Raw genomic sequence first — 23200 nt, 5'->3', positions numbered from 1 at the left:
GTTTTCCCCGTATTACTAAATATAGTTACCCGGCAAAACAGGCCGGTCAGACATCATATAAGGAGAGGGATTCATATGGAGACAGGTACGCAGCAGCAACCCAAAAGGAACATCCCCATGGGGAAATGGATATCCACGGCCATCATCGTCATCGTTCTACTTATCGTTGGTTCGAACAGCTACGCCCAAGTCGAATATGGTCACGTCGGCTTGTATAAGACGTTCGGGAAGTTGAACAGCAATATTTTATCCCCGGGCATGCATTTCAAAGTGCCGTTTATACAGACCGTTATTCAGGTGAACACGCAAGTCACGAAAACGGAAACCGATACGACCGCTTCCTCCAAGGATCTGCAGCCGGTCTCCACGCATGTTGCCGTCAACTATTCGGTGAACAAGGAGTCGGCCTATAATCTGATGAACAATATCGGCGGCAATTTCGACACGGTCATTATTAATCCGGCTGTGCAGGAGATCGTGAAGGAAGTGACAGCACGTTACCAGGCGGAGGATTTGATCGCTAAGCGCGATGTCGTCGCCGGAGAGATCAGTGATCATTTAACCACCCGACTGGCAAAATACGATTTGATTGTGAATGAAATTAACATCGTCAATTTTAAATTCTCCGATGCGTTTAACCAATCGATCGAAGCGAAACAGGTTGCTCAGCAGCAGGCGCTGAAAGCCAGCAACGACCTGAAACGGATTCAGATCGAAGCGCAGCAGAAGATCGCCCAAGCCGAAGCTGAGGCCGAAGCACTTAAGCTGAAGAAGCAGGAAGTTACGCCGGAGCTGGTGCAATTGAAGCAAATCGAAGTTCAGGAGAAAGCGCTGGAGAAGTGGGACGGCAAACTCCCGCAAGTGACGGGCGGCGCTACGCCTTTCATCGACATCCAATCGCTGACGAACCAGCGGTAATCGCCGTATCCTATCAACAATAAGCCATCTAGCCGCCCCTTGCAGGGCGGCTTTTGCTTGCTTATAGGCAGATCCTTGAGGTGCTCTTCGCTTTGTCGGAACCCGGGAATATGGTAAAATGGCGGTATGCTGTTTAGAGAGCAAGAATAATGCCGGATAGGGGAGCTGTCTGTTGTTGAAATACAAACTGTTGGCGCTTGATATGGATGGAACGTTGCTGAATGATGAACACCAAATTACGCCGGAGACGGAACGCTGGATCCGGAAGGCGGCCGCCGCTGGGGTTCATGTCTGCTTGTCGACGGGCCGCGGATATCAGGAGGCGATTCCGTTCGGAGATCAATTGGACCTTGGAACGCCGATGATCACGGTGAACGGAAGCGAGATTTGGAAGTCGCCGCATGAGCTGTACAGCCGGGTGCTTCTCGATCGATCTATGGTTTCGAAAATGTGCGACATTTCCCGGGAAAAGAAAGTCTGGTTCTGGGCTTATGCCGTCGAAGGCAGCTATAATGAAACGAATTGGCAGCCTGAACTATTGGAGCGGAATCAATGGATGAAGTTTGGTTATTTTACCGAGGATGACGAGGTGAGGGGAGAGATTTTGCGGCAGCTGCAGGCGATGGGCGGCCTGGAAATTACGAATTCATCCCCGCACAATTTGGAGATAAATCCGAAGGGAATCAGCAAGGCCAGCGGGATCGATACCGTTTGCGGACTGCTTGGACTTCAGATGTCCGAGGTGGTAGCCATCGGGGATAGCCTAAATGATCTGGCCGCGATTGAGGCTGCGGGACTGGGCGTGGCGATGGGCAACGCCCAAGAGGCCGTGAAGGAGAAAGCGGATGTCGTAACCACGTCGAATAATGAGGATGGAATTGCTTGGATTATTCGGGATTATATATTGACGGGAGAGTGAGAGGATGGCGCTGACCGTACTTGGCTGGATTCTGGTGATCGCCCTGTTTGCCGTGGGCATGGCCGGAACGGTGTACCCTGTATTGCCCGGGGTGCTCGCCGTTTATTTTGCCTTTTTCGTATACGGGTGGTTTTTCTCGTTTGATTCGTTTGGCCCGTTCTTCTGGATCTTGCAGACGTTGATCGTTGTCGTGCTGATGGTGGCGGATTATGCGGTCGGGGCCTGGGGCGTCAAGAAATTCGGCGGCAGCAAGCTGTCGGTCTGGCTCAGTACGATCGGCATCATCGTGGGTCCATTTATTATCCCGGCGTTTGGATTAGTACTGGGGCCGCTGCTCGGTGCGATGATCGGAGAATTGATCAAGGGTGAATCGCTGTCGAAATCGTTTAAAGTGGGGATCGGCTCGGTTGTTGGCTTGTTCAGCAGCATGGTTGTGAAGGTGATTCTACAGCTGGCGATGATCGTAGCATTCATCATTTGGATTGTGGCGTTCTAGCTTATCGCTCTAACTTTCGAATAGCACTTATGAGGGTTGCGGGAAAGAAGGAATTGGTTTTGTCCAAAAAGGAATCGTTTATTAAGGGTACGTTAATTTTAGCGGGAGCTGCGTTGATTGCAAGGGTGCTCGGCTTGTTTCAGCGCGTTCCGCTGGAGCACATTCTTGGCGATGTCGGGAACGCGTCTTATTCGCAAGCGAATGCGGCTTATTTCATGTTATTAACTTTGGCCACCGCAGGCATTCCAAGTACGCTGAGCAAAATGGTGTCGGAGCGGCATGCGCTGAACCGCCCGGAGGAGGCGCGCCGCGTGTATCAGGCGGCGTTGTTATTTGCCGGGGTAGCGGGCGTGGTAATGTTCGTGCTGCTCTTTGCCTTAGCGCCAGCTTATGCAGCGGCCTCCGGCGTACCGGAATCAGTCATTGCGATTCGGGCGCTGGCCCCCGCATTGCTGTTGTTTCCGCTGATCGCCATTATTCGCGGTTATCTGCAAGGCCGAAATATTATGATCGCCGGTGGCGTTTCGCAGGTGATCGAGCAAATTGTGCGGGTGGCGACCGGTATTATTTTGGCATTTGTGCTGTTCCATTGGGGTTACTCGGGCGAGCAGATTGCGGCGGGTGCGACGTTTGGCGCGGTACTCGGCGGCGTTGCGGCGTTGATCGTCATGCTCGTGTACAGCATGAAGTTGCAGCGGAAGGACCAGACCCAGGGGCAAGGAAAATCGCGGAGCGAGTCGGGCGGTCTGCCGTTTAAGCGGATTTATGCGGAAATCTTCAAGCTGTCGATTCCGATCGTATTGACTGCACTGGCAGTCCCTGCGGTCAATTTTATCGACAACTCGATCCTGAAGCCGCTGCTGACCGGGCAAATCGGCTCCGGACAAGCTACCTATATCCTGGGCATCCTCGGAAACCGGGCGCAGATGATCGCCGGCATTCCGCCGATTCTGGCCATTGCGCTGAGCCAATCGCTGGTGCCGATCATTTCCGCCGCTTACGCGCGGAAAGACCAGGAGCATTTGCAGCGTCAGGTCACGCTGGCCATGCGAGTGGCGGTGCTGAGCGGAATGCCGATCATCCTCGCGCTCGGCACGGCGGCGTATTCCGTAAACGGGCTGCTGTTCAGCACCCGGGACGGCAGCAGCATCGTAGCTTTGCTGACATTTGCGACGATTTTCCAGATCACGATGATGACCAGCAATTCGATCCTGCTCGGGGTTGGCAAAGCCAATTTGTCCATGGTGCATGTCGCGATCGGGATTCTCGTGAAGCTGGCAGCCAGCTATGTGCTTGCGCAGTTCTGGGGGATTTACGGCATCATTATCGCCACCGGGCTGTGCTTCCTCGTCATCACGCTGCTGAATGTGCGGGCGATGAAACAAATCGTTCCGTTCTCTTTGATGGGAAGCCGCTGGGGCGGGTTCCTGCTGACCGTCGTTGTGTTGTCCGGAGTGGGCTATGGCCTGAATCAGGTGGGGATCCAAATGGTAGACCTGATGCCGGCACGCATCGCCTTCTTCCTGACCTGCTGTATCGTTGGGGTGGCGATCATTGTGTTGTATCCGGTGCTGCTCATCCTGCTGCGCGTCGTCCGGAAGGACGAACTGGCCAGTTATCCTGCGCCGCTGCGCAAGGTGCTCTCCCCGCTGATGCGATTGCAACGTGGCGGACGGCAGGTAGGCTGAGCATTCGGTGAAGGAGTGGCGGGTGGATCATCCTCCCCTCTCCCCCTCCCCCTCCGTCCAGTGAAATGGTCATCGTCGTTGACGCCCTTTGCACGATTATCCCGTTTGGTCAGTTAGTGGATCCCACGGGGCCCTTTGCACGATTATCCCGTTTGGTCAGATAGTGGATCCCACGGGCCTTTTGCACTATTATCCCCTTTGGTCAGATAGTGGATCCCACGGGGCCTTTTGCACGATTATCCCGTTTGCTCAGTTAGCGGCCTCCCACGAGGCCCCTTTGCGTGAATATCCCTTTAACTCAGGGGATAGGGAGTTGCGAAGGAGGCAACCCCGATGGGATGAACGGTAGCGTGACTGCATTGTTGTTTAGTAGGTAGTTGTCCGGTCGCCTGATCTAACGGGATAATGGTGCAAAGGGAGCTGGCGAGCAGGTTGGCCGTGCAGGCCCGGCGATACTCGGCCGCATCGTGCACTAATGCGGTCGAGAGTCGGTCGAGAGGTATATCGTTGATGCGGCTGCAGAACGGTACGCGCGCAGATTGATAGATTGTTTGATGGATTGATTGATGAATGGATTGATGAATGGATTGATGGGTTGATGGATGGAGCGATGGGATGGTCGGTCGGACGGTAGCGTGATTACATTGTTGCTTAGTAGGCAATTGTCCGGTCGCCTGATTTAACGGGATAATGGTGCAAAGGGAGCTGGCGAGCAGGTTGGCCGTGCAGGTCCGGCGCTACTCGACCGCATCGTGCACTAATGCGGTCGAGAGGATGCCGTTCCTGTGCGACCGGCTGATGTCGCACAGGAACGGCGCCTTCGGCGCGCTGATGCCGTCCAGCGCGCGGGTGTCCTTGAGCCAATCGTCCCGGGAGATTGGCTCATAGGCGGTGTCGCCCCAAGCGCTTAGCAGCTTGGGGCTGTAGAGACGCTGGCCCGGAGGCAGCGTCTCCTGCGCCAGAAGCTCTGACCCCTGTACCTTGGCGGTCAGAGCTTCTTCCAAATTGGCCGTGAACAGTTCCGGCCAATAATCCGCCCGCGAGCCGCTGTGCGGCACGCTCGCGGCGAATCGCTCCGCGCCGCTGCGCACGGCGCGGTAGCCTAGCAGCATCGCGTACAGGCTCTTGCCTAACGCGATGCGGTCGGGCAGGCTGCCGAAGTCGGAGACGGTGCGCCCCGCGAGGCGGCGCACCACATAGCCGGCAGCCCCATCGGCCGCCGGTTCGCTCAGCGGAAATACCACCTGGTTTAAACCGGACAGGCTGAACAGGCGGAAGTTCATTTTCCCCATAACCTGCTTCTGAAAGTAAGGATGGCGTATCACGCGTTTCTCGATATAATTCTGCTCGTTAATAATCAGACCGACCGTAAGCAAGGCGCTGCCGCGGTCGATCCAGAAGCGTTCCCAGAACGGGCGCATGAACCGGGATACGTGGAAATACGGCAGCAGGTGGAACCGGCTGGCCCCAAGCTCCCGGCTCTTCATGTACAGCCTTAACTGCGGATAGGCGTCCTGGAAAATCAAGGCGTTGCTCCGCTCCAGGAATCGGTAGGTGAGCCGTTTCTCCTCGGCGTCGATCACATCGGCCATCCGACTGCTGTGCAGGTCCGTCATATTCCAGCCGGCATTCCGCGAGACCATGTGCGCGAGAAATGCCCAATGCAGCTCCGGACAGGCTTGATAACAGGCGAGGTAAGCTGCAGTCCGGCTGATATTGCTGGCCCCGGCCAAACGGGTCTCCTCGGCGATCTCTTCCGCGAGCCGCATATCTTCAACGCTGAGCTCCTCTCCGGCCGAAGCCGGTCGGGCCGGCACAGTCCGCCGCAGCTGCTCTTCGATGTCGGCGATGACTGTACGCGCGGCCGCTTCATTCCAGCCCAAAGCAACCGTCTCTTTCCGCATGCGGGACGAATCGGAAAGGGAAGCGGTCGTGCTTCGGAGCAGGGTTGAGAATGCGGCGGGCAGGCGGAACATCAATCTCCGTAAATTGACGGCCTTCCCGTTGGTTTGGCGGGATTCTTCCATCGCTCCGCCCTCCCTTCTATCGAGCTGTGCTGCGTACCGGCATGGCAAGTCGACGGAATATTTCGCTGTCGACAAGGCATACTAGCGCTAGCTGGTGCTGTGCCGGCGAGGACTTGATGCCGCACCTTAATTTTATTAGTATGTCCGAAACATTTGACTTCCACTCCCGCTTTTGGTTGACTAGAAGTACCCTGAAGGAAAGGAAAGATAGCCCTATGAAAAAAATAACCTCCCCCGCAGAATTTCAAGTCAGCATTCAGTCCAGCAACCTGATCGTGGCGGTGTTCAAAGCCGACTGGTGCGTGGATTGCAAATTCATAGATCCGTTTATGCCTGAAGTTGAGGCGAAATACGAAGGCCGCTTAACGTTGGTCGAGGTTGATGTTGATCAGGTCGGCGATGTCAGCCAGGAGCAGAACATTTTGGGCATTCCTAGCTTCGTTGCTTATTCCGACGGCCGCGAGCTGGTTCGGTTCGTCAATAAATTGCGCAAATCCCGCGAGGAAATTGAAGACTTCCTGAATAAGGCGCTGGATGTGTATCACACCCTGCACGATACGCCGGAAACTCGGGATACCTTGTAAACCGTCCGCCATCATATTTCTCACACCGCCGCAAGGATCTTCCTTGCGGCGGTGTCTATTTTTCAACATTTTCTATGAAAGAGGTTGCTTCATCGGTTATAATGAAAGGGATTTAGCGATTAACTAAAAGGTGTGAACCGTTTGAATACGAAATTTTTGAAATGGCTTAGTTATGCATCCTGTTTCGTCATGTTCCTTGCCACGCTGGGGGGGAGCGTCGTCACCAAAACGGAATCCGGACTCGGCTGCGGCAATGATTGGCCGCTTTGTCACGGTAAATTTGTCCCTGCTCATACTCTCGCCTCGATGATCGAATACTCTCACCGTGCCGTTAGCGGGGCGGCCGGGTTGGTCACTTTGGCTTCGTTCGTCGCCTTCTGGATCTATCGGAAGAACCGTAGAGACCTGCAGATCTACTCCCTGCTGGCGCTGGTCTTCGTTATGGTGCAAGCGGTGATGGGAGCGATGGCGGTGATCTATCCCACGTCGTCCGCTGTTATGGCGCTGCATTTCGGGTTTTCGCTGATTGCCTTCGCCAGCTCGATTATGCTGGTGTTGGGCGTTCGCCAGGAGGAACGCGGACAAGCTGGCGCGCAGACTCAAGCTCCGGCCCCGGCGGCCCGTGTGTCCAAAGCGTTCCGCAATTTGACCTGGGTTGCAACCGGCTACACCTATATCGTTGTGTATATCGGTGCGTATGTCAGCCATACCGATTCGGCTGGCGGATGCAGCGGCTGGCCGCTGTGCAACGGGCGACTCATCCCCGGATTGTCGGGAGGGGAAGGCATCGCCTTTATACACCGGGTTGCGGCCGCTGTGCTGCTGGTTGTGATCGCCACGGTGGGGCATTTTGCCTTCCGCAAGCATCCCGGGCTGCCGGAGATTCGCAAGCTGGGCGTGGCTGCAACGCTCCTGGTGATCGTTCAGGTGTTCACCGGGGCGACGATCGTGCTGACATTAAATAACTACCACGTTTATCTGTTCGCCTCGCTGGCGCATATTATCGTATTGGCCGCTTTATTCGGGGTTTTGTGCTATTTAAGCGTCCGAACCTGGCAGTTAAGCCGAACCTCCGAGATACAGGCGCCGCCGGCGAACCAAGCGGTATAACACGGCCGGTTGCCGACCCGGATCGCGATTGTCATGAATCTGTAGAATGAGGGGCGCCCGGTGAGCGGCTTTGTTAAGGTATACTTTTGTCTATAATGAAAAGTTATGCAACGGCCGGGTGATCACCCGGTCTTTTAGGAGGGTCAACGAGATGAGTTACAAGAATCTGCGGCAATGGATTGACGCGCTGCAAAAAGAAAACGACCTAGCCATTATCGACGTGCCGGTCGACCCCTACCTGGAGTTAGCGGAAATTCACCGCCGGGTGATTGACGATGGCGGTCCCGCACTGCTGTTCACCAATGTCAAGGGAACGCCGTTCCCGGTAGCGACCAATCTGTTCGGAACGCCTAGACGGGTGGAATTGGCATTTGGGCCTCGTCCCGAAATGCTTGCTAACCAACTGGTTGAGGCCATACATAAATTGTTGCCGCCATCGCCCAAGGCGCTTTGGAACGAGAGAGGACTAATCCGCGATGTGTTGAAGGTAGGCATGAAGACGGTATCCAAGAATGAGGCTCCTATTCTGGAGGTTTGTCGGACGGAGGCGCCGCTGAAGGATCTGCCGAAAGTGACAAGCTGGCAAATGGACGGCGGTCCGTTTATTACGCTGCCGCTTGTGTATACGGAAAATCCGCTGCAGCCGAAGGAAAACAACCTGGGCATGTACCGGATCCAATTGTACGATGACCAGACGACCGGAGTGCATTGGCAAATCCAGAAAGGCGGCGGCTTCCACTACCACGAAGCGGAGAAACGCGGCGAACCGCTGCCGGTTTCCGTCTTCCTGGGTGGACCTCCGGCCATGGTCGCCTCGGCAATTTCGCCGGTACCTGAGCATTTGTCCGAGTTGCTCGTTGCTTCGTTCATTCTGGGCGAGAAGCTGCCGATGGCGGAAAATCCGCTGGGCGGCCACCGCATTCCGGCCGAGTCGGAATTCGCCATATCCGGGCTGGTGCCGCCGCACGAGCGCCGTCTGGAAGGCCCGTTCGGCGACCATTTCGGCTACTACTCCTTGCAGCATGAATTCCCGGTGCTGCATGTCAATCATATGTGGCACCGGAAGGATGCCATCTATCCGGCGACGATCGTCGGCAAACCGCGCCAGGAGGATTATTACTTAGGTGATTTCCTGCAAAAGCTGCTGTCGCCGGCGTTCCCGATCGTTATGCCGAATGTGCGCTCCCTGTGGACGTATGCGGAGAGCGGGTTCCACGCATTGAGCTCGGCCGTTGTTCGTGAAAGCTATTCGCGCGAGGCTCTTGTATCTGCATTCCGCATTCTCGGAGAGGGCCAGCTGTCGCTGACCAAGTTTCTCATGCTGACGGACAAGCTGGTCGATCTGGCGGATTTCCGCCTGCTGCTTAAGACAGTGCTGGAGCGGTTTGATCCGCGGACGGATCTGTTTATTCTCAACAATACCTCGCATGATACGCTGGATTATACCGGCCATAAGCTGAACCACGGCAGCAAGGCGATTCTGATCGGTGTTGGCGATCCGGTGCGGGAGCTGCCGCGTGCGTATGAGGAAGGCGAAATCGCCGAGATCGACCGCATCCAAGTTTTTCATGACGGATGTCTTGTCGTTTCCGGTGCATCCTATGAGGACGAGCCGGAGCTTGCTGAGCGGCTGCTGGGCCGTCTGCGCGAACGCGGAACCGCCTGGCCGCTGGTGGTGCTAGTTGATAACGCCGAAGCCGCTGCCCATGACCAGACGGCGTTCCTGTGGACGGTGTTTACGCGGTTTAATCCGGCCAGCGACATTTACGCTGCCTCCGAGATCCGCCAACATCATTTGGCCTATAGCTTGCCGCTGGTGATTGATGCCCGCATGAAGCCGGGTTATCCGGATGAGCTGTTCCCGCAGGAGGACATTGTGTCCTTGGTGGATCAGCGTTGGAAATCCTACTTTCTGTGAAACGGAGAATGCCTATGCTGCGAAGTTTGCTGGGGGAGCCGCCTCGCCAGAACGAGGGCCGGCTGGACGAAACGATCGACGCGATGGTGCAGACCATCCGACTGCTGCAAAAGGAGATCAAGGAGCATCAAGATCCTTCGCACGATTTTCGCAAGCTGGAAGTTTGGGTGCACGGCTTGATCTCTTCGTTGGATGAACTGGAGCAATGCTGCTATGCGGCTTCTTTTTTCCGCAATAAGGTGCGAACCGAATTCGTCGAGGACATGGACCCGGTCGAACGGTCCGATTATGCGAGATATGTGTTCTTCTACAAGGACGGCTTCATCCGCGTGTTCTCCGCGCTGGATAAGCTCGGGACGGTGCTGAATGAGCTGTTTGATCTGAATACGTCGAAGGTGAAGACGCATTTTTCCTATTTTACCGTGCTGCGCCAGTTCGCTTATCTGAAAACCCATACCGAGCTGGGAAATCGGCTGAACGCGATTAAGGAGACCTACCGGGAGGCGCTGGGCGTTCTTCGGCGCCGGAGAAATACGGAGATTCATTACATGAACTCGGAGATGAAGGATGACCTGTGGCAGCGGCATCAGGCGCTGTTCGGGAAGGTTGCCCTGGAGGATCTGGATCAGCATATCCGCGATCTGGAGCAGGGGTATCGCATGGTTTGCGACACGTATTTTACGGTGTTTGACTACATCAATCAGCGCTGGAAAAAAATTGCGGCGGTCTAAACCGATCGCCGTTCTGATTTTCCTCTTTACAAAATGGGCAAAACTCTTTATACTCATCAATAGTTTCAATCTCAATATACGACTCTATAAAATTTCATATTTTTCTTATCGAGAGAGGCGGAGGGAAAGGCCCGATGAAGCCCAGCAACCGATTCGCCCGTGATGCGCAAGTCATGCCGCATTCGTCACGGGACCGAATGTCATGGTGCTAATTCCTTCAAAACCACTGCGTTTGTTAACAGATGGTTTTGGCAGATGAGAAGGCATTGTCTTTACGTAAAGAGAGCCCTTTGAATCTGTGAGGGCTCTTTTCTGTTTTTTCATACACCGGTCGATATTGGATCATGCTAGGTACAGGAGGTTAGCCGATTGATTGAACTTAAGGGAATTACCAAAATATATGGCGCGAAAAAAACGGCGACTCCCGCCTTATCCGGGTTGAATCTGAGCGTCCGCAAAGGGGAGATCTTCGGCGTCATCGGTCATTCCGGCGCGGGCAAGAGCACATTGATCCGCTGCATCAATTTGCTGGAGCGTCCAACCGAAGGCGAGGTATGGGTCGGCGGAGTTGAGCTGACGAAGCTCGGCAAGCGTGAGCTGCAGCAGCAGCGCCGCAAGATCGGCATGATTTTTCAGCATTTCAACCTGCTCTCCTCGGCAACAGTCTATGATAACATCGCTTTCCCGCTGACGCTGATCGGAACGCCGAAGGCGGCGATCGCCGAGAAGGTGAATGAGCTGCTGGCCTTGGTTGGACTGGAGGAGCACCGGAACAAGTATCCGGCGCAGCTGTCCGGCGGGCAGAAGCAGCGGGTCGGTATCGCCCGGGCCCTGGCCAGCGATCCGGATGTGCTGCTGTGCGACGAGGCGACCTCGGCGCTGGATCCGCAGACGACGGATTCGATCCTGAAGCTGCTGCTCGACATCAACCGGCGGTTCCAGTTGACGATCCTGCTGATCACGCATGAGATGCACGTCATCCAGAGCATCTGTGATCGGGTGGCGGTCATTCATGAAGGCGGCATTGTGGAGCAAGGGCCGGTGACGGAGGTGTTCCTTAAGCCGAAGCATACGGTGACCCGGGAGTTCATCCACCGGGAGGCGGGAGAAGAAGCCGTGAGGCTGGCTGCTTCCGTTCCGCATCCGGCGTGGTCCAGGCTGGTCAAAATTACGTTCCTGGGTGCGAAGACTTACGAATCGGTGTTGTCCCAAGTTGTCCGGGAGACCGGCGTCAACTTCGCGATCCTGCAAGGAACGATCTCAACGATTAAGGATACCCCGTACGGTCAACTGACCGTATCGTTCGAGGGGGAAGATGATCGGGTGGAGCGCACGCTGTCGCTCCTGCGGGAACGCGAGCTGGATGTGGAGGTGATCGAGGAATGAGAGGACTGGACCTCGGAATGATTGATTGGTCGGAGATGGGGGCAGCAACGCTGGATACGTTGGAGATGATGGGGTACGCCACCTTGTTCACCTTCGTGATCGGGCTCCCGCTGGGGGTGCTGCTGTTCACCTTCTCGCGTTCCCAATCCTTGGTATTAGGATGGGTTTACCGGATAATTTCGCTCGTCGTCAACATCCTTCGCTCGGTGCCATTCATCATCCTGATCGTCGCGTTGATTCCGGTCACGCGGGCTATCATGGGTGTGTCCACCGGCGTTGAAGGCACGATTCCGCCGCTGGTGATCGGGGCGGCCCCGTTCTTCGCCCGGTTGGTGGAGACGGCGCTGCGCGAGGTGGATCGCGGGGTGATCGAAGCTTCCCAGGCCATGGGCGCTTCTTCGTTCCAGATCATTCGCAAGGTGCTGCTGCCGGAATCGCTGCCCGGCTTGATTGCCGGCATGACGATTACCGTGGTCACGCTGGTATCCTACACCGCCATGTCGGGTATGGTGGGCGGCGGCGGACTTGGCGACCTGGCGATCCGGTACGGATATTACCGGTACGAGACGGGAATTATGATCGTTTCGGTGTTTCTCATGGTCATTCTGGTACAAGTGCTGCAAATGCTGGGCGACCGGCTGGTGATCTTTTTTACGCGGAAATAAGGAAACTTTAAATATAGAGACATATCCTTATTCAAAATAAAATTTAAGGGGAGAAACAGTGATGAAAAAATGGACTTTATCTTTGTTGACGCTTGTCTTGGTTCTGGTGCTGGCCGCTTGCGGCAACAATAACGCCGCCAACAACGGAACTGCAGGTAACACGGCAGGAGAATCGTCGGCTGCTGAAGGGAACGCGGCAAAAGCGGAGAACACGACTGCAGCCGAGCCCGTGAAGCTGGTTGTAGGCGCTACGGTCCCTCACGCGGACATTTTGAAATTTATCGCACCGAAGCTGAAGGAAGAAGGCGTGGAGCTAGAAGTCAAAGAGTTCACCGACTATGTGCAGCCCAACGTACAATTGTATGAAAAAGAACTGGACGCCAACTACTTCCAACATCAGCCTTACCTGGACGAGCAAAATGACCAAAACGGCTTCGATCTCGTTCCGGTCGTAGGGGTTCACGTTGAACCGTTTGGCGCTTACTCCAACAAATTCAAATCCACAGACGAAATTCCGGATGGCGCAAAAGTCGCGATCCCGAACGACCCAACCAACGGCGGCCGCGCGCTGCTGCTGCTGCAGAAGCAAGGGTTGCTTAAGCTGAAGGATGAAGCCGGCATCACCGCAACGCAAAAGGATATCGTCGAAAATCCGAAAAACCTGAAAATCATCGAAGCCGATGCAGCGATGCTGCCGCGTCAATTGGCGGAAGTGGACTTGGCGTTGATCAATACCAACTATGCGCTGGAAGCGAAGCTGAATCCGACGAAGGACGCATTGTTCATCGAGGATAAGGATTCGCCGTACACGAACATCCTGGTTGCCCGCCCGGACAACAAGGACTCCGATGCGATTCAGAAGCTGGCGAAAGCTCTGACTTCCGATGAGGTTAGAACGTTCATTAACGATACGTACCAAGGGGCGCTTGTTCCGGTATTCTAAGATTAAGACTTGAAGGGTTCCCGCTGCACATGCAGCGGGATTTTTTTATTGCTGGAGCCCGACGAGAAGTGGTGCCGCCGGACCAAGGCAAGAACCCATTGCTCGCATCGGCATCCGCCTCCACCTCAACTGCAAAACTGCAGTACCTCTCCGGCAAATTCCCGATAGAAGCCGACTGAAATGCAAAAGTGCATCTGGTTGGCGGCGATTCGCCAGAATATCCCCTTTGGGCCGGAAAGAAACTGCACTTATGCATTTGAAGGCTACTGTCGGGGCCTTTTGGTGAAAATCACCTGTACTTATGCATTTGAAGATAGGCGGGCGGCATCATCGGAAGGGAGGATGTCACAGCGCTTCCGTTTGTGGGAACGTGCCAAATCTTTTATACTTGAGATAATCGCATCTGGAGGAGGAGGAACGTTGCAAGGGAAAGTCGCCTTAATCACCGGGAGCGCGAAGGGTCTCGGGAAAAAAACGGCGCTGACGCTGGCGGAGCAAGGCTGCCATATCGCGCTGAATTACGTACATAGCGAAGCGGAAGCGTTCTCCCTTCGTTCCGATATCGAGCGGATGGGGGTTCGCTGCATCGCGGTGCAGGCGGATATCTCGCGCCGCGAACAAATCGAGGGTCTGGCCCGGCAGGTGGAGGAACAGCTGGGAACGATCGATATTCTGGTCAACAATGCCGGCCCGTTTATCCGGGAGCGTAAGCTGTTCGCCGATTACAGCCAGACCGAAGTGCTGGCGATGATCGAGGGGAACCTGGTCGGCAGCCTGCTGCTGGATCATCTCGTATTGCCGGGCATGCGGGAGAAGCGCTGGGGGCGGATCATTCATTTCGGATTCGGTCATGCTTCCGAATCGCGGGCCTGGCCGCACAGGGCCGTCTATGCCGCAGCCAAAACCGGGCTCGTGTCCTTCACGAAGACGCTGGCCGTTGAGGAAGCGCCTTACGGCATCACCGTGAACATGGTATGCCCGGGCGATATCCGCGGCGGCCAGAAGGAGATGTCGATTCATGAGGTCCGAGGGCTCCGCGACGGGGAGACGCCGCTGGGTCGACCGGGAAGCGGGGAGGATATCGCCCGCGTGATCGCGTTCCTGTGCCATACAGATTCGGATTTCATCACCGGCAACATCATGGATATCTCCGGCGGCCTGGATCCGATCCGGCCGTGGATCAAGCCTTCCTGAACAAACAAAAGACCCGGCCCACTGGCAATCTGCCGGGGGCCGGGTCGATTTATTAAACAGAATTAGAATACTTGAACAACCTCTTCTACGCCGTCCACTTCTTCGAACAGGGCGCGTTCGATCCCCGCTTTGAGGGTGATGGTGGAGCTGGGGCAGCTGCCGCAGGCACCCATCAACTTCAGCTTCACGATGCCGTCTTCCACGTCGACGAGTTCAACGTCGCCACCGTCACGCTGCAGGAAAGGCCGCAGTTTGTCCAATACTTCCAATACTTCATCATACAATTTATCTTGTACATGTTCACTCATTGTATTCAACTCCTTTCTTGCCTTATTATATTACAAAAAGTCAAAAATTTAAATGCTTCTTCATGGGGAGGACGGAAGATGAAACCGATCCTTGAATTTTGTGCAAATAACGCCAGCTTAGGTACGGGGGAAGCGATCCGGGCAGTGAAGGAACAAGTGGAGTGCGACGTCTACGAGTACGGCTGCCTGACCGCTTGCGGCACCTGTTATTTGTTCCCGTACATCCTGGTTGACGGGGAGCAGGTGGAAGGGGAAGACGCAGAGCAGCTTGCACAGCGCATTTTGCAAAAAATCAGGGAGCCCCATCCATAGGCCTCTTCAGGCTTGGTTTGGGTGTGCTGCCTTATTTAGCTCTGCGTTAGCCGCGGCGTCTCGCCCTCTTTCACCATCCTATTGCCGTCAGGCTGTTGTCGGCCGATTATTCGTAAACCCGAATTTCGTTATAGAACGTGTCCCGTTCAACCGGAATGCGCCCCGCGCCTTTGACCAGCCAGATCAGTTCTTTGAGCGTCAGTCCTTCCGGAGTTTGCGCACCGGCGGCGTGACTGATTTGCTCCTTCAGGATTGTGCCGTGCACATCCGAAGCACCGAAGGCCATGGCTACTTGCGTCAATTGGACGCCGATATTGATAAAGTACGCTTTGATGTGTTGGATGTTATCCAGCATCAAGCGGCTGATCGCGATCGTCTTGAGGTCCTCGTAGGCCGAGTTGCGGCGCATGATGCTGGCGTTCTTGTTGCGCGGCTGCATCGACAACGGGATAAACACCTGAAACCCGCCGGTTTCGTCCTGCAGCTCGCGGATCTGCATCATATGGCGGATGCGATCCTCATAGGATTCGATCGAGCCGTACAGCATGGTGGTCGGCGTCTTCATGCCTAGCTGGTGTGCGGTCCGATGGACGTCCAGATATTGGTCGACGTTGGCCTTTTCTACCTTCATCTTTTCCCGATATTGGTCGGACAAAATCTCTGCGCCGCCGCCGGTTAACGATTCAAGTCCGGCTTCCTGCAGGCGAATCAGCACTTCCTTCGTGCTCAGGCCGCTGATCCGGGTGAAGAATTCGATCTCCGCCGCCGTATACGCCTTGATTGTGACCTCCGGGAAATTCTCCTTCAGCGCTTTGAGCGAATCGACGTAGTATTGGAACGGAACATGGTTATTATGCCCGCCCACGATATGGAATTCGCGGACGCCCGGGGTGATATGTTGATTCACATATGCGACCATTTCCTCCCCGGAAAGCGTATAAGCCCCTTCTTCGCCTTGGTCCTTGCGGAAGCTGCAAAACGCGCAGTGAGATTCGCAGACGTTCGTGAAGTAGAGGCTCATATTTTCGATGAAATAGACTTTTTTGCCATTCTTGCGCAAATTCACTTCATTGGCTAATTGTCCAAGAGTCAATAGATCATCGCTTTCATATAAATAGACACCGTCTTCGAGGGTAAGACGTTCGCCTTGGCGGACTTTGTCCACAATTTCGGCCATTCTCTTCTCGGTGTTTGGGGTGACTACAGTGAACATAACGTTCCCTCCGTTTCCAAATGCATGAAATACCTCGTATTCTAACTGTATGAATTACCTACCTATTATAAACCTCACATCCCAAGCGGGCAATAAGACAGAGGAGAAGAATCAAGTTTGGCAACATGAAATATCACATTTGTTGAGTAGAATGAGGAGAAGGAGTATAATTTCTTTATAGTTGATGAATTTCTCAAATCGCTGCCGATTTTTATCATACTTTAACAAGGAGTGAGTGCACGATGATTACCATAAGTGAAAGCGCCATGGCGCGGATTAAGGATATGTTAGCTGCGGAAGAAACGCCGAATATGTTCCTGCGGGTCGGGGTGAATCCCGGAGGCTGCAGCGGCTTCTCCTATGGCATGGGCCTGGATGATCAGGAGAGCGAAGAGGACGTATACATGGATATTAACGGACTTAAGGTGGTCGTGGATAAGGAGAGCGTCCGCTATTTGAACGGTCTGGAAATCGACTTCAAGGAATCCGGCATGAGCGGCGGGTTCACCATCCACAACCCGAACGCCATCGCCACCTGCGGCTGCGGCCAATCGTTCCGCTTCAAGGACGAAGAGGGTCAGCCACAGCCTTGCGATTGATAAGAAATAGAAGCACAGCAGTTGAGATCAAATCTAAAAAAGGACTCTTCCGTCTGGAAGAATCCTTTTTTTGTTTAATGCTGTGGTTCGTCTGCAATTTCAGAAATCGCATCCTGACCAGGGGCAGGCCTGTCTGTCTCCGTTTCCTCGTACAAATGCGAGCGCCGTTCGAACCATTGGAACAAATGGGTGAAGATGACCTTCAGCACGGCATACCCCGGCACGGCCAGGATGACGCCCAGCACACCAAACAGATTGCCGGCGGTCAGGATCACGAAGATGATCGTAATCGGATGGACGCGCAGCGTCTTGCCCATAATTTGCGGCGAGATGAACTTGCCTTCGATCAGTTGGACGACCGTCCACACGACGATCAGCTTCAGCAGCATGATCGGCGACGTGACGAGGGCCACGATGATCGCCGGCGTGATCGCGATGGCCGGACCGAGGTACGGTACGATGCTCGTGAACGAAGCGATGATCGCCAGCGTCAGCGAGTAGTCGAGGCCGATGATCAGGAAGCCGACATACATCAGCGCCCCGATACAGAAGCTGACGATGATCTGCCCGCGGATATAGGAACTGATCTGGCCGTTCATTTCAGTCATGACATGATGCGTTTGTTCGCGGAAGCGTACGGGTACGTACCGCAGGATGAAGGCAGGCAGCTTCTTGCCGTCCTTCAACAAATAGAACAGGATAAACGGCACGGTGACGATCGCCAGGACGACGTTCTTCACAGCCCCGATAAAACCGCCGATGCCGGACCAGGCGTTGTTCAGCAGCGCAGTTCCCTGCTCCGACAGGGAATTCGACAGGTCATCAAGACTAAAGCCGGTGGACGTTTGAACCTGATGGAAGAAATTGCTGCCGATCAAGCTTTCGAACTGCCGCTGCACCTCCGCGATGTATCTCGGGAGGTTTTCGATCAAGCTGAGGATTTGCGCCTGAACCAAAGGGATAACGGTCATGATCAGCACCGTAAGGATGCCCGCAATAAAAAGATACAATCCGGTAATCGTATAGACTCTGCGGATTCGCTTGGTTTCCAACCAATCTACAAGCGGATTCAGCAGATAATAAATCGCCCCGGTCAGCAGAATCGGCAGCAGCACCGTTTTGAGCAGCACCGCAAGCGGTTTGAACACAAACGGAATCTTGGCGAACACGAGAATGTTTAAGCCGATCAGCAAGACGATAAGAAGAAATACCACAAAACGATTGTTTAGAAAAAACCTTTTGAATCGGTTCCCCCAAGGTTGTGTCATGCCATTAGAGCCTCCTGTATCTTCCTTCTGTCTCAATTCACAATCTTTTCATTTCCTATGTAGTAATACGAATCAAAGCAATTTGGTTCCCACAATTTTTAGGAAAAAAGCTCGGATCCCGCGCGCAGGCGATCACCCGAGCCTTTCGACGGCGGTCAGGCGCTTCCCGACCCGGTTTAGAAAAATTGCCGATTCACCATCATGACGACCATAGAGGCCGCCACGAGAGAGAAGACGATACAGCCGATGCCGAGACCTTTGCGCGCCGTTTTGGCCATCTTTATGCCCGTGAGGAACAGAGCGACGGTGATGCCTGCCAGCACCAGCGACATGGCGATCATGGCAAACCAATAAAGCACCTCGAACAAAGCTGCCTCAAATGAAGAATCCCCCGTATTCAAAGCTTTTGATTTCCCCTTCCTCTGCTAGGTATAGACCAATGTCCCCCCTTAATATACGCGAAATCCCTCCCTTTGCATAGAAGAAGGCTGTAGACGGCGGCCATGGAGAAAGGGGCTGACGCCTTGGACAAACATCCAAGAATATTAATCTACAAATGAGTAGGATATCGTATAGTGCGAGAAAGGGGATGGTGTCATGGCGGGAAGACAATTGGCCAATAAATGGCTCAAGACCGAGGCGCTTCTAAGCAACGCGGACGTGGCCGCCCACATACCGCAAACCCGATTGTACAGTGCTGATGCATTAAGGAGCATGCTGCATCAGTTCGGCATGGTCGTGATTAAACCGCTCCGCGGCGGCGGGGGTTACGGTGTAATCAAGGTAACTTACGCAGGCGGAGTTTATGCCTATACCTATATGTCCCGGGGGCATGGCTTCCGAAGCTTTGAGGCGATGTTTCGGGCATTGAACCGAGTGAAGGTCGGGCGGAAGTACATGATCCAGCAAGGAATCCATTTGGCGCGCATCGGCGGTCGGCCGATCGACTACCGGGTGAAGGTCGTCAAGGAGAACGGGGCATGGGTGTACCGCTCAATGGTTGGGCGCTTGGCCCGTCCCGGGCTGTTCGTAACCAATCTGTGCAAAGGCGGAACGATGCTCAGTGCGCGCGAGGGGCTTAGCCGCTCCTTAAGCCGCAAGGTCTCCGGCCGCAAACGGCGGGAAATGCGCACGTTGACCAATACATGTGTGCAAATATTGGAGACCCGTTTTCCGGGCATCGGGCAGTTGGGATTTGATTACGGCGTAGATCGGAACGGGAAGATCTGGATTTTTGAAGTCAATACGCGGCCGCAATAAGCTCGGATCGTCGAAAAATAAAAAAATTTTTGGTGAATTATGGGAACAAATGTCCTGTGAATAACTTTTATCCACATTATCCCATTAGTTTTTTCAACGGTTTTCGATAATTACTAACACGTTATTCACAGGATTTCCACAAGCCATTGTGGATAACAGGAACACTTGTTCTACTAAACTTTTCCTGTTATGATGAGGAAAATACTAGAAAGGATGTGGTATGAATGGCGCTGTTAACGGATGAGTTGCTCCTGGAATCCTATCAGAAAGCAACCGAACTGCAACTGGATCGGGAGTTTATCGCACTGCTGTTAGCAGAAATTCGCAAACGCGAATTAGAGCTTGCCGCGCCGTCCGTTCTGCACTGAATTGTGGACAACTTGGCAATTTCCCAGTGTGAAGATGAAGTTATCCCCAAATTTCAAGGCGCCTGCCAGGCGTTGACATGATATATATAAGCTTCATGACAATGCGGACACTGCACGACATGTTCGCAGCCGGAAGGAATACGCGCGGAGATGGCTGAGGTGTATTGATCAGCGGAGCCGTATGGGCTGTAGGGCCCGGCGTAATCTTCTTTTTTTCCCGCGTTCTCCAGAACGTATCCACAATCCGGGCAGGTAGCATGCAATGCAGCCAAACCGTTACATAACGGGCATATAAATGGCAAAGGGTATCTCTCCTTTACGGCTTCATCTTCCGTAAAGTTAAGATACCCTTTTATTTGTTAGAACATGTAATGTCGCAAATCTTCTGTACGAACTAGAGCTTCATATTGCTGCTGTGGCCCGGGGACAATTTCGCTTCCGGATCGATGTAGACCTTGGCATTGTTGACCGCTGTAGGGGCTTCGCCAAATCCTACCGCAATCAGGTCCAATTTGCCGGGATATGTCGTAATGTCTCCGGCGGCAAAGATGCCGGGAATCGAGCTTTCCATCCGGGAGTCGACGACAATGGCGTTGCCTTCGATGTCGAGACCCCATTCAGCGATCGGTCCCAGCGAAGACACGAAACCGAAGTTGACGATAACGTCGTCCACGGCAACCTCCTGGGTCTCCTTCGATTTCACGTCCGCCAGTGTCACGCGTTCGATCCGCTCGTCGCCATGCAGCTCCGCGATTTCCGAAGGCGTGATGACCTGTACGCGGGAAGCCATTAACTTCTCAACGCTATGCTCATGCGCCCGGAACTTGTCGCGGCGATGGATCAACGTGACCTGCTCCGCGATGGGCTCCAGCATCAGCGCCCAGTCGACAGCGGAGTCGCCGCCGCCGCTGATCAGCACTTTCTTCCCGCGGAACCGGTTCATGTCGCTAACGAAATAATGCAGATTGGTTTTCTCGAAACGCGCGGCGTTCTCCAGGTCAAGTCGGCGGGGTTCAAAAGCGCCGACCCCTGCGGTTATGATCAAGGCACGTGCAAAGTGTACGCCCTTATCGGTCGTCACCACGAAATGGCGCTCCTTTTTCTTCTCGATCTGCAGCACCCGTTCCTCCAGACGAACATCCGGCTCGAACAGCTTCAATTGCTCGTTCAGGTTGTCGATTAACTCCTGGCCCGTTACTTTAGGAAAGCCGGCCACGTCGTAAATATATTTCTCAGGGTAGAGGGCAGCAACTTGTCCCCCCAACTGAGGCATACTTTCAATCAGTTTGACGGAAGCTTTTCTCATTCCGCCGTAAAATGCGGCAAACATGCCTGCCGGTCCGCCCCCGATAATCAGGAGATCAGTAAACTCGACGTTGTTTTGAGATGACACGGGCCAAACACCTCCAGATGGTTTCTTTTCTATCTAGCTATAATGTCAATTCTACTTTATTATAATCGTCACACCCCCGCTTGCAAAGGCGAGAAGAAAACTGTCGAAAAGATGGAAAATAATCCGTGGAAAGTCCTCTCGTTGCAGGTAAAATAAGACTTGATCTTTTAGGTAAAAGCCGATATCATTCAAATGTATGCACTCATATTTGTGACGAAAAAAGTACATTTATGATTATACGACAGAAGGCTTTTGCTCATCCTATAAATAAGGGTTAAACTAATTGTGACAAATGTCTCTGGTTTTAGGTAATACTTAGATATAGTACGAAAGACTGGATTTTTATGTGTTAATTTTCACATTGCGTTTTTTGGTTTAAATCAAATATAGAGTGTGTAAATTGGAAGGAGAACAAATACATGAGTACCATACCCAAAATTGTAATTCTTGGTGCGGGTTATGGCGGCATTCTTACCGCGCAGCGGCTGCAGAAAGAGCTGAATTACAATGAAGCGGACGTCACCCTGGTGAATCGGCACGACTATCATTACTTCACGACCCATCTGCATATGCCGGCTGCCGGGACGGACTCCATCGAACATACCCGAGTGGCTATTTCCAAATTGATTGACGAATTCAAGATTGACCTTGTGAAATCGAACGTACAGGAGATCCGTCTAGCCGATAAGAAAGTCGTGCTGCAGGACGGAACCCTTTCTTATGATTACCTGATTATCGCGCTGGGCGGTGAGCCGGAATCCTTCGGCATCCCGGGGTTGACGGAATATGCGATGACGATTCGCAGCATCAATTCCGTTCGCCTGATCCGCCAGCATATCGAATATCAATTCGCCTTGTACAAAATGGACGAAAGCCGGACCGACCGTCTGAACTTTGTCGTGGGCGGTGCGGGCTTCAGCGGCATCGAATTTGTCGCCGAGCTGGCTGACCGCATCCCGCAGCTGTGCAAGGAATATGATGTGGATCCGAACTTCGTGAACGTGTACAACGTCGAAGCCGCGCCGACAGCTCTGCCAGGCTTCGATCCGGAGCTGGTCGAATATGCGATGGACGTGCTTAAGAAGAAGGGCGTCCAATTCAAGATCGGCGTTGCGATCAAGGAATGTACACCAGATGGTGTTATTCTGGCCACCGGCGAAGAAATTAAGTCGCAGACGGTCGTATGGACTGGCGGCATCCGCGGCAATCGCCTGATCGAAGCGGCGGGCTTTGAGACCGCGCGCGGGCGGGTGAAGATCGACGATTATTTACGGGCCCCGGGTCATGACAATGTCTTTATCATTGGGGATAATTCGCTGATGTTCAATCCGGAGGGGCGTCCGTATCCGCCAACAGCGCAAATCGCCATGCAGCAAGGGGTGACCTGTGCGCAAAATGTGGTGGCGTCCATTCGCGGCAAAGAGCTCAAGAAATTCGTGTTCAGCAACAAAGGAACGGTGGCTTCGCTTGGGAAAGGGGAAGCGGTGGCCAGCGCTTTTGGCAAGAAGTACAAAGGTTGGGTAGCTGCCCAATTGAAGAAGCTGGTGGATATGCGTTATCTGTTCATTATCGGCGGTATCCCGCTCGTGTTGAAAAAAGGAAGATTCTTCTAACATGCGTCACTGCAGCGTACAGGTTCGAGGGCTGCTGACGCGGGATGAGCTGGACCGCTACAACGCCTTGATGGAAGTAGGCTCTTATCTGGAAGCGCAGCAGCGTTACGATTTGGCTTATACGGTGCAGAAGGAAGTGGATCTGCTGATCCTGCCGGCGATCGAACGGCTGAAGGAGAAGAGCCGCGACCGTGACCGGGCGACTGCGGAGTTCCTGAAGTCGCTGGAGGCGGAAGAGGAAGCGGAATGAATAAGAAATAAAGGGTGTGCCGCTCGTAGGAGCAGGC

At 53.9% G+C, this 23200-nt stretch carries 24 protein-coding genes and 1 riboswitch; of the genes, 18 read left to right on the top strand and 6 right to left on the bottom strand.

Going from position 1 to position 23200, the window contains the following annotated elements:
* The first annotated feature begins 75 nt into the window (after positions 1-75).
* From BN3795_RS03630 to BN3795_RS03615, 4 genes are all read left to right on the top strand, one after another.
* Positions 76-918 carry a prohibitin family protein gene (locus BN3795_RS03630; protein ID WP_068783383.1) on the top strand — a complete coding sequence of 281 codons (843 nt, stop codon included), beginning with the start codon at positions 76-78 and terminating at the stop codon, positions 916-918.
* A 175-nt stretch (positions 919-1093) separates the two neighbouring features.
* On the top strand, positions 1094-1837 hold the full coding sequence (locus BN3795_RS03625) for a Cof-type HAD-IIB family hydrolase (protein WP_198524653.1): 744 nt from the start codon (positions 1094-1096) through the stop codon (positions 1835-1837).
* 4 nt (positions 1838-1841) lie between these two features.
* The gene (locus BN3795_RS03620) at positions 1842-2333 is read left to right on the top strand and encodes a DUF456 domain-containing protein (protein WP_198524641.1); all 492 of its coding nucleotides are present in this window, start codon (positions 1842-1844) and stop codon (positions 2331-2333) included.
* 59 nt (positions 2334-2392) lie between these two features.
* Positions 2393-4021 (top strand): putative polysaccharide biosynthesis protein, encoded by a 1629-nt coding sequence (locus BN3795_RS03615; protein ID WP_068783382.1) that lies wholly within the window; start codon positions 2393-2395, stop codon positions 4019-4021.
* A gap of 737 nt (positions 4022-4758) precedes the next feature.
* Here BN3795_RS03615 and BN3795_RS03610 read toward each other — a convergent pair.
* Positions 4759-6048 carry a DUF2515 family protein gene (locus BN3795_RS03610; RefSeq protein WP_068783381.1) on the bottom strand — a complete coding sequence of 430 codons (1290 nt, stop codon included), beginning with the start codon at positions 6046-6048 and terminating at the stop codon, positions 4759-4761.
* A 215-nt stretch (positions 6049-6263) separates the two neighbouring features.
* Here BN3795_RS03610 and BN3795_RS03605 point away from each other — a divergent pair, with 215 nt between their 5' ends.
* The 8 genes from BN3795_RS03605 to BN3795_RS03570 all read left to right on the top strand — a co-directional run bounded on the left by BN3795_RS03605 (position 6264) and on the right by BN3795_RS03570 (position 14579).
* Complete coding sequence (locus BN3795_RS03605) at positions 6264-6632, top strand: thioredoxin family protein (RefSeq protein WP_068783380.1); 369 nt, start codon at positions 6264-6266, stop codon at positions 6630-6632.
* Positions 6633-6773: 141 nt separating this feature from the next.
* Positions 6774-7742 (top strand): COX15/CtaA family protein, encoded by a 969-nt coding sequence (locus BN3795_RS03600; protein ID WP_068783379.1) that lies wholly within the window; start codon positions 6774-6776, stop codon positions 7740-7742.
* Positions 7743-7893: 151 nt separating this feature from the next.
* Positions 7894-9660 (top strand): UbiD family decarboxylase, encoded by a 1767-nt coding sequence (locus BN3795_RS03595; RefSeq protein WP_068783378.1) that lies wholly within the window; start codon positions 7894-7896, stop codon positions 9658-9660.
* Positions 9661-9674: 14 nt separating this feature from the next.
* On the top strand, positions 9675-10391 hold the full coding sequence (locus BN3795_RS03590) for a Cthe_2314 family HEPN domain-containing protein (protein ID WP_068783377.1): 717 nt from the start codon (positions 9675-9677) through the stop codon (positions 10389-10391).
* 102 nt (positions 10392-10493) lie between these two features.
* A riboswitch (SAM riboswitch) is annotated at positions 10494-10653 on the top strand.
* Between the two features lie 107 nt (positions 10654-10760).
* A complete protein-coding gene (locus BN3795_RS03585; RefSeq protein WP_068783376.1) occupies positions 10761-11777 on the top strand; it encodes a methionine ABC transporter ATP-binding protein in 1017 nt (338 codons plus the stop codon).
* Positions 11774-12442, top strand: a complete 669-nt coding sequence (locus BN3795_RS03580; RefSeq protein WP_068783375.1) for a methionine ABC transporter permease — start codon at positions 11774-11776, stop codon at positions 12440-12442. The genes BN3795_RS03585 and BN3795_RS03580 overlap by 4 nt, the downstream gene beginning before the upstream one ends.
* Before the next feature lie 61 nt (positions 12443-12503).
* Entirely contained in the window at positions 12504-13385 is an 882-nt protein-coding gene (locus BN3795_RS03575) for a MetQ/NlpA family ABC transporter substrate-binding protein (RefSeq protein WP_068783374.1), read from the top strand.
* A 420-nt stretch (positions 13386-13805) separates the two neighbouring features.
* A complete protein-coding gene (locus BN3795_RS03570) occupies positions 13806-14579 on the top strand; it encodes an SDR family oxidoreductase (protein ID WP_068783373.1) in 774 nt (257 codons plus the stop codon).
* A gap of 62 nt (positions 14580-14641) precedes the next feature.
* Here BN3795_RS03570 and BN3795_RS03565 read toward each other — a convergent pair whose 3' ends face one another.
* On the bottom strand, positions 14642-14887 hold the full coding sequence (locus tag BN3795_RS03565; RefSeq protein WP_068783372.1) for a NifU family protein: 246 nt from the start codon (positions 14885-14887) through the stop codon (positions 14642-14644).
* 78 nt (positions 14888-14965) lie between these two features.
* Between BN3795_RS03565 and BN3795_RS03560 the strand changes: the two genes are divergently transcribed.
* A complete protein-coding gene (locus BN3795_RS03560; RefSeq protein ID WP_068783371.1) occupies positions 14966-15199 on the top strand; it encodes a YuzB family protein in 234 nt (77 codons plus the stop codon).
* A 106-nt stretch (positions 15200-15305) separates the two neighbouring features.
* Here the strand turns inward: BN3795_RS03560 and mqnE are convergent, their stop codons facing one another.
* On the bottom strand, positions 15306-16412 hold the full coding sequence (gene mqnE, locus BN3795_RS03555; protein WP_068783370.1) for an aminofutalosine synthase MqnE: 1107 nt from the start codon (positions 16410-16412) through the stop codon (positions 15306-15308).
* 242 nt (positions 16413-16654) lie between these two features.
* On the opposite strand from mqnE, the gene BN3795_RS03550 reads away from it, so the two are divergent.
* Positions 16655-17011 carry a HesB/IscA family protein gene (locus BN3795_RS03550; protein ID WP_068783369.1) on the top strand — a complete coding sequence of 119 codons (357 nt, stop codon included), beginning with the start codon at positions 16655-16657 and terminating at the stop codon, positions 17009-17011.
* Positions 17012-17085: 74 nt separating this feature from the next.
* On the opposite strand, the gene BN3795_RS03545 is transcribed toward BN3795_RS03550, so the two are convergent.
* Both BN3795_RS03545 and BN3795_RS03540 read right to left on the bottom strand, forming a co-directional pair.
* Positions 17086-18279, bottom strand: coding sequence for an AI-2E family transporter (locus BN3795_RS03545; protein ID WP_068783368.1), 1194 nt, complete (start codon positions 18277-18279; stop codon positions 17086-17088).
* Positions 18280-18455: 176 nt separating this feature from the next.
* Positions 18456-18680 carry a hypothetical protein gene (locus BN3795_RS03540; protein WP_068783367.1) on the bottom strand — a complete coding sequence of 75 codons (225 nt, stop codon included), beginning with the start codon at positions 18678-18680 and terminating at the stop codon, positions 18456-18458.
* A gap of 196 nt (positions 18681-18876) precedes the next feature.
* Here BN3795_RS03540 and BN3795_RS03535 point away from each other — a divergent pair, with 196 nt between their 5' ends.
* The gene (locus tag BN3795_RS03535) at positions 18877-19539 is read left to right on the top strand and encodes a YheC/YheD family protein (protein ID WP_068783366.1); all 663 of its coding nucleotides are present in this window, start codon (positions 18877-18879) and stop codon (positions 19537-19539) included.
* Positions 19540-19763: 224 nt separating this feature from the next.
* Positions 19764-19907, top strand: coding sequence for a sporulation histidine kinase inhibitor Sda (gene sda / locus BN3795_RS03530; RefSeq protein ID WP_028540204.1), 144 nt, complete (start codon positions 19764-19766; stop codon positions 19905-19907).
* 394 nt (positions 19908-20301) lie between these two features.
* On the opposite strand, the gene BN3795_RS03525 is transcribed toward sda, so the two are convergent.
* Positions 20302-21300 (bottom strand): NAD(P)/FAD-dependent oxidoreductase, encoded by a 999-nt coding sequence (locus BN3795_RS03525; protein ID WP_068783365.1) that lies wholly within the window; start codon positions 21298-21300, stop codon positions 20302-20304.
* A gap of 419 nt (positions 21301-21719) precedes the next feature.
* On the opposite strand from BN3795_RS03525, the gene BN3795_RS03520 reads away from it, so the two are divergent.
* Complete coding sequence (locus BN3795_RS03520) at positions 21720-22913, top strand: NAD(P)/FAD-dependent oxidoreductase (RefSeq protein ID WP_068783364.1); 1194 nt, start codon at positions 21720-21722, stop codon at positions 22911-22913.
* Between the two features lies 1 nt (position 22914).
* Positions 22915-23163, top strand: coding sequence for a hypothetical protein (locus tag BN3795_RS03515; RefSeq protein WP_068783363.1), 249 nt, complete (start codon positions 22915-22917; stop codon positions 23161-23163).
* The last annotated feature ends 37 nt before the right edge of the window (positions 23164-23200 follow it).

This window comes from Paenibacillus phocaeensis (genome assembly GCF_900021165.1).
GTDB lineage: Bacteria > Bacillota > Bacilli > Paenibacillales > Paenibacillaceae > Fontibacillus > Fontibacillus phocaensis.
Note: the sequence above shows the minus strand (reverse complement) of the source record. Positions and strands in the feature narration are given on the sequence as shown.